Raw genomic sequence first — 6948 nt, 5'->3', positions numbered from 1 at the left:
CCTACCTACGTGTCTATAAAAATAAAGGTGCCAGTGGTGTTGATGGAGTTACAGTCGACGAACTTAAGCAACACCTGAAAGAGAACAAAGATGAGTTGCGCCAGCGCATCAGAACAAGAAAATACCAACCACAAGCTGCCTTAAGAGTGGAAATCCCAAAAGAAAACGGAAAGATGCGCAAATTGGGAATACCAACAGTAGTGGACAGAGTCGTTCAACAAGCCATTCATCAAGTTCTCAATCCCATATTTGAAGAACGGTTCAGCGAATTTAGTTACGGTTTCAGACCTAAAAGAAGTTGTGAAATGGCGATTATTAAAAGCCTGGAATTTCTGAACGATAGTCTTGATTGGGTAGTCGACATTGACCTTGAAAGATTCTTCGATACGGTCCATCATGATAAACTCATGCGAATTATATCCAACACAATAAAAGATGGCGATGTCATCTCGTTAATCAGAAAATACTTAGTCAGTGGAGTCATGGTGAATGGAAAATATGAAGACACACCTGTCGGTACTCCGCAAGGAGGAAACCTCAGTCCACTATTAAGTAATATTATGTTAAACGAACTTGATAAGGAACTAGAGAAAAGAGGATTAAGGTTCGTGAGGTACGCTGATGACGCTCTTATCTTTGTGAAAAGTGAAAAAGCAGCGAACCGAGTAATGAATTCAATCGTGAGATTTATAGAAGAGAAATTAGGTCTGATAGTCAACGTAGAGAAGAGCAGAATTTCACGTCCAAAAGAATTAAAATTCTTAGGATTTTGGTATTATTACGACATTAATAACAAGAGATATCAAGTGAAACCTCATCTAAGTTCGGTACAGAAGTTTCAAAGGAAGCTTCGACAACTGACAAAGCGAAACTGGAGTGTTCCATTAGACTACCGAATATTGAAATTGAAACAAGTAATATTAGGATGGGTAAACTACTTCAGAGTGGCAAACATGAAAAAAGTGACTGAACGAATAGACACGAAGCTTCGCTCCAGAATCAGGGTCATTATCTGGAAACAATGGAAAGTAGCGAAGAAACAAATTAGATCGCTTATTCAACTAGGGATTCCGGAGGAAGAAGCGAAAGGATTAACCTATTGTCGAAAAGGTTACCGATTCATAGGATTATCCAAAGTCGTCCAAAGAGCAATCTCAAACAAAAGACTAAAGCAGAGGGGAGTCCCCTCTGCTTTAGAACATTATCTAAAAGTACACACTGTGATATAAATTGAAACGCCGTATACGCGAACCGTACGTACGGTGTTGTGAGAGGGGCGAAAATAATACATTTATTTTCCCTCTACTCGATTACTTTAAAATTGGATTAAGGATTTTAGAAATTTATTTCTTTTCGTTCTCTAATTCCATCAGTTTTTGAATAAGAATATGTTGGGGCATATGCATAAGCTGTTCTATCGGAACATTTAACTTTTCAGAAAGCTTTATGGCAGTTTCAGGTGATAACTGTAAGGGTTTCATTTGTTATTCCTCCTAAATTTAAGTTGGGAAGTGAAGATATGACTCAGATTTTTGCGCACCGTGGTTATTCCGCTTCTTTTGCCGAAAATACACTTACAGCCTTTATAGAAGCAGAAAAAGCCGGAGCTGACGGATTAGAATTGGATGTACAATTAACTAAGGACGGTGAAATAGTTGTCATCCATGATGAAAAAGTTGATCGAACTACGAATGGTAAAGGGTTTGTCAAAGATTTTTTATATAAAGATTTAAGAAAGTTGAATGCGAATAATAAAAACAGCAAAATGGAACCAATTCCCGCATTAACGGAAGTGTTGGAATGGCTATGTACAAATAAATTGTTATGTAATATTGAACTCAAAAATGGACTCATTCCCTATAAAGGAATGGAAGAAAAAGTCATTCAGCTTATTTACAAATATAAGTTAGTGGATAGAATTATCATTTCCTCTTTTAATCATTATAGTATCGTCTATACCTACAGTATAGCACCAGAAATAGAAACAGCCCCTCTATTTCTTGAGGGAATTTACATGCCATGGGTCTATGCCAAAGCGATTCGAGCAAAAGGGATTCATCCCAAACATTCTGCGATATCTGATGAAATTATCATTAAAACCATTGAAAATGGAATTGCCGTACGACCTTATACGGTAAATAAAGAAGTGGATTTGCAGCGTCTTTTTAATATTAATTGTACGGCACTTATTACTGATGATCCAGTTAAGGCATTAAAAATACGAAAGCAATTTGAAAAGAGACCTTAATGGCCTCTTTTTATTTTTTAAATCTCTTTTGAACTTTGCTTCTTTTTCGATCGCGATGGAAAACAAATCCTGCGACGAAGCCTAGTCCTCCGATAAAAAAGATTAATCCAGTTAGAAATTGAAGTAATAAATTAGGAAATGGTGCTTGTACTATTCCGAATAACATATCACGCATTAATTTAATGCCAACAGCAGCTAGGATACCAGGAATTAATACAATCAAGAGGGCAATAATTCGCTTCATAAATAAATCCTTCCAATATCAAATTTTGCAAAGTGAAAAGCCTTATTTTGATTATATCTCAAGAAAATATTATTACATAGATATAATTTGTCAATGATTGTGATTGGAGATAAAATAGATATGAAAAAAGTTGCATGGGTTTCTTAAATATTATGAAAAAATTTTCTTATGAGGGGTATTTAAATGCAGAACGTAATGATTGTTGGTGCAGGAAAAGGTGGTACGGCAATCTTAAAAATTCTAAAAGAATCTGAAGTTTTAAAGGTAAGTGTTGTCATTGATCGGAATATAAATGCACCTGGCGTTTTGTTAGCACGTAAAGAAGGCATTAATACTGGGACAGACTGGCAGCCCTATTTAGTTGATCAGATTGATATTATAATTGAAGTTACTGGAAATGAAGCCGTTTTCCAAGAGTTAAGAAATACAAAAAATAAACAGACCGTTTTGATTCCAGGAAGCGTTGCCTTTCTAGTTGCAAAAATTATGGAAGAAAAGGAAGATCTCATCGAAAAGCACAAAAATGAATCCTACCAGCAAGAACTTATTTTTAATGCAACTAATGACGGAATGGTTGTTATTGATAAATATGGTAAGGTCATCCTATTTAATACACGCGCACAAGAAATAATCGGTGTAACAAAAGAACAGGCAATAGGCAAATATGTAGTTGAAGTAATTCCTACAAGCAGGCTCCCATTCATCCTTGAGTCAAGAAGAATTGAAGAAAACCAAGAAATGGGTTTGAAAAATGATCGAAAAATTATTACTACAAGGATTCCCATTATTGAAGAAAATGGCACCTTGATTGGTGCATTTGCTGTCTTCAAAGATATTACTGAAGTGGTTAATCTAGCAGAGGAACTTACAGATTTACGAGAAATTCAAACGATGCTTCAGGCTATTATTCATTCTAGTGATGATGCCATTTCTGTTGTGGATGAGAATGGCAGGGGAATACTTATTAATCCTGCTTACTCACGGATTACAGGTCTTACCCAGGAACAAGTTATAGGCCAACCTGCCACAGCCGATATATCTGAGGGTGAAAGTATGCACATGAAAGTGCTTCAAACGAGGAGAGCTGTCCGCGGGGTACCAATGAGAGTGGGACCAAGTAAACGAGAAGTTATAGTGAATGTTGCTCCAATTATTGTAAAAGGAAAGTTAAAGGGCAGTGTTGGTGTTATCCACGATATGTCCGAGATGAAATCTTTAAATAGGGAATTAAATCGTGCACGCCAACTCATTCGTAAACTTGAAGCGAAATATACATTTGAGGATATCATTGGTCAATCCGATGAAATGATGCTTGCAATGGAACAAGCAAAATTAGGAGCAAAAACTCCTGCGACCGTCCTCCTGCGAGGTGAATCGGGAACAGGGAAGGAATTGTTTGCTCATGCCATACATAATGCGAGTGACCGGAAATATAACAAATTTATCAGGGTCAATTGTGCTGCTATTTCGGAAACTTTGCTGGAAAGTGAACTATTTGGCTATGAAGAGGGAGCTTTTTCGGGCGCAGTAAGAGGCGGGAAAAGAGGCTTTTTTGAAGAGGCTAATAATGGAAGTATTTTCCTAGATGAAATCGGTGAGCTTCCAGTAAATACACAGGCAAAGCTACTCAGGGTTTTGCAAGAAAAAGAAATCATCCGTGTAGGCGGAACAAAGCCTATTTCCATTAATGTTAGAATTATTGCGGCAACTAATGTCAATTTAGAAAAAGGTATTGCTAAAGGCTCCTTTCGGGAAGACTTATATTATCGATTAAATCGTATGCCAATTCATATTCCGCCATTAAGAAAACGTAAGGAGGAAATCCCTCTTTTAAATGAAAGGCTTATTCAAAAAATTAGTCAGGACTATGGAAGGAATGTAGAAGGAATTACCCCAGCGGCACTGAAGCAATTAATGGAATATGACTGGCCAGGTAACGTAAGAGAATTAGAAAATATACTTGGAAGAGCGATCATTTTTATGAATTATAATGATCAGTTTATAGATGTTCAGCACTTACCAGAATTAAAAAATAAAAAAAACTTATCGGAACCATTTGTAAGCAATTCTTCTGATTCCGTGGTTATGGATCGAACCTTATCAGATATGATGGAAGAATTTGAGGCTAAAATTATTAAGCAAGCACTTCTTCGTTTAAATGGGAATAAAACATTAACAGCAAAAACACTCGGATTGTCTGTAAGGAATTTATATTATAAGATCGAAAAATATAATATTGAAAAAAATAGCATGCAATAAATTTCATATTATGAAAGAAAGTGCACACTTGGGTGAAGTGTAGTAAAGCGTTTTCATTAAAAGTGGTTTGGCACGGAAATTGCATATTTTAGTATGGGAGTTGCAGTAAGAGGAGAAAGGGTTGATGACAACTTGTTGCTTGATTCACTAATTGACAAAGCAGCCCAAGTACGTACAAACACCGTTGCAGTTGCTGCGGCAGAAGATTTAGAAGTCATTGAAGCAGTTATCGCTGCTTTAGAACAAAATCTTGCAAAATTTATTCTTTTCGGTGACGAAGAAAAAATTAAATCCATTATTAAAGAAAAACACCCAAACATTAACGATCTTAATTTAAAAGTTGTCAATGCTGATTCAAATGCTGCAGCGGCAGAATTAGCAGTAAAGGCAGTTTTTAATAAAGAAGCAAATGTCTTAATGAAAGGTAATATTCCCACAAATATTTTTTTAAAGGCAGTTTTGAATAAGGTGTATGGACTTAGGACAGGAAATGTCTTATCACATATTGCTGCATTTGAAGTTCCTGGCTTCAATCGTTTTACGATCATTACAGATGCTGCAATGAATATTGCTCCCGATTTAGAACAGAAAGCACAAATTATTAAAAATGCAGTTTCCATTGCAAGGTCAATTGGAATAGATGTACCGAAAGTGGCACCTGTAGCTGCTGTGGAAGTAGTTAATCCGGCTATGCAAGCCACATTAGATGCAGCTGCATTAACGGTAATGAATAAACGAGGGCAGATTTTGGACTGTATTGTGGATGGTCCTTTAGGTTTAGATAATGCTGTATCAACGCTTGCTGCGGAACATAAAGGGATTCATAGTGAAGTAGCGGGGAGTGCAGATATTTTATTAGTACCAACAATTGAAGTTGGCAATGTATTATATAAATCATTAATTTATTTTGCAAATGCAAAAGTTGGCGCCGTTATTGCCGGAGCAAAAGCACCAATTGTGTTAACATCCAGATCAGATTCTGCTGAAAGTAAGCTTTATTCCCTTGCACTAGCGTTATGCTGTGCTACATCAAAATAGATAGTAAATCATTTGAGGAGGAATTATACATGGAAATTTTCAAATATCTAGAACAATACGATTATGAGCAAGTGGTATTCTGTCAGGATAAACAATCAGGATTAAAAGCAATTATTGCTATTCATGATACAACTTTAGGGCCAGCTTTAGGTGGAACACGGATGTGGACGTATGCATCCGAAGAAGCAGCCATTGAAGATGCACTAAGACTTGCTAAAGGAATGACTTATAAGAATGCGGCTGCTGGATTAAATCTTGGCGGTGGTAAAACTGTTATCATCGGTGATCCAAGAAAAGATAAAAATGAAGAAATGTTCCGTGCATTTGGCCGCTACATTCAAGGATTAAACGGCAGATATATTACCGCAGAAGATGTTGGTACAACAGTGGCTGATATGGATTTAATTCATGAAGAGACAGATTTTGTAACTGGAATTTCTCCAGCGTTTGGTTCATCTGGAAATCCTTCCCCAGTAACAGCTTTTGGTGTATACCGCGGTATGAAAGCAGCTGCGAAAGAGGCGTTTGGAACGGATTCTCTTGAAGGAAAAGTAGTGGCTGTTCAAGGTGTTGGAAATGTTGCTTATACACTTTGCGAATATTTGCATGAAGAAGGAGCACAACTGATTGTAACTGATATAAATCAAGAGGCAGTTAACCGTGCGGTTGAAGCATTTGGTGCTCTCGCTGTTGATCCTGATGAAATTTATGGTGTGGAATGTGATATCTATGCCCCATGCGCACTCGGAGCAACGATTAATGACGAGACCATTCCGCAGTTAAAAGCAAGAGTGATTGCTGGTTCAGCGAACAATCAATTAAAGGATACCCGTCACGGCGATATTATTCATGAAATGGGTATTGTTTATGCCCCGGATTATGTAATCAACGCTGGAGGCGTAATCAATGTGGCAGATGAATTATATGGTTATAACCAAGAGCGCGCAATGAAAAAGGTTGAACAGCTATATACGACAATTGAAAAAGTGATTGAAATTTCAAAACGTGACGGCATTCCAACTTACGTAGCTGCTGACAGGATGGCAGAAGAAAGAATTGCAAGAATTCGTAATTCAAGAAGCCAATTTCTCCAAAACGGTCATCATATTTTAAGTCATAGAATTTCTCGCTAGAACTTATGTTAGCAATATATTTAGGA

The 6948-nt window shown here is 36.9% G+C and carries 7 protein-coding genes; 5 read left to right on the top strand and 2 right to left on the bottom strand.

Annotation, left to right across the window (positions count from 1 at the left end; all coding sequences use genetic code 11):
- On the top strand, positions 1–1229 hold a 1229-nt coding region (gene ltrA / locus BR30_RS0104885), incomplete at its 5' end, for a group II intron reverse transcriptase/maturase (protein WP_026564043.1).
- A 114-nt stretch (positions 1230–1343) separates the two neighbouring features.
- On the opposite strand, the gene BR30_RS35675 is transcribed toward ltrA, so the two are convergent.
- On the bottom strand, positions 1344–1481 hold the full coding sequence (locus tag BR30_RS35675) for a YycC family protein (protein ID WP_081825344.1): 138 nt from the start codon (positions 1479–1481) through the stop codon (positions 1344–1346).
- 38 nt (positions 1482–1519) lie between these two features.
- Here BR30_RS35675 and BR30_RS0104875 point away from each other — a divergent pair, with 38 nt between their 5' ends.
- Positions 1520–2248 (top strand): glycerophosphodiester phosphodiesterase, encoded by a 729-nt coding sequence (locus BR30_RS0104875; protein ID WP_026564042.1) that lies wholly within the window; start codon positions 1520–1522, stop codon positions 2246–2248.
- A 10-nt stretch (positions 2249–2258) separates the two neighbouring features.
- Here BR30_RS0104875 and BR30_RS0104870 read toward each other — a convergent pair whose 3' ends face one another.
- The gene (locus BR30_RS0104870; RefSeq protein WP_026564041.1) at positions 2259–2492 is read right to left on the bottom strand and encodes a DUF2627 domain-containing protein; all 234 of its coding nucleotides are present in this window, start codon (positions 2490–2492) and stop codon (positions 2259–2261) included.
- Positions 2493–2675: 183 nt separating this feature from the next.
- Here BR30_RS0104870 and BR30_RS0104865 point away from each other — a divergent pair, with 183 nt between their 5' ends.
- The 3 genes from BR30_RS0104865 (at position 2676) to bcd (ending at position 6922) form a co-directional block, all read left to right on the top strand.
- A complete protein-coding gene (locus BR30_RS0104865; protein ID WP_026564040.1) occupies positions 2676–4751 on the top strand; it encodes a sigma-54 interaction domain-containing protein in 2076 nt (691 codons plus the stop codon).
- Between the two features lie 132 nt (positions 4752–4883).
- Positions 4884–5789 (top strand): phosphate butyryltransferase, encoded by a 906-nt coding sequence (gene yqiS / locus BR30_RS0104860; protein WP_026564039.1) that lies wholly within the window; start codon positions 4884–4886, stop codon positions 5787–5789.
- Positions 5790–5818: 29 nt separating this feature from the next.
- The gene (gene bcd, locus BR30_RS0104855; protein WP_026564038.1) at positions 5819–6922 is read left to right on the top strand and encodes a branched-chain amino acid dehydrogenase; all 1104 of its coding nucleotides are present in this window, start codon (positions 5819–5821) and stop codon (positions 6920–6922) included.
- The last annotated feature ends 26 nt before the right edge of the window (positions 6923–6948 follow it).

Source organism: Bacillus sp. UNC41MFS5, assembly GCF_000686805.1.
Note: the sequence above shows the minus strand (reverse complement) of the source record. Positions and strands in the feature narration are given on the sequence as shown.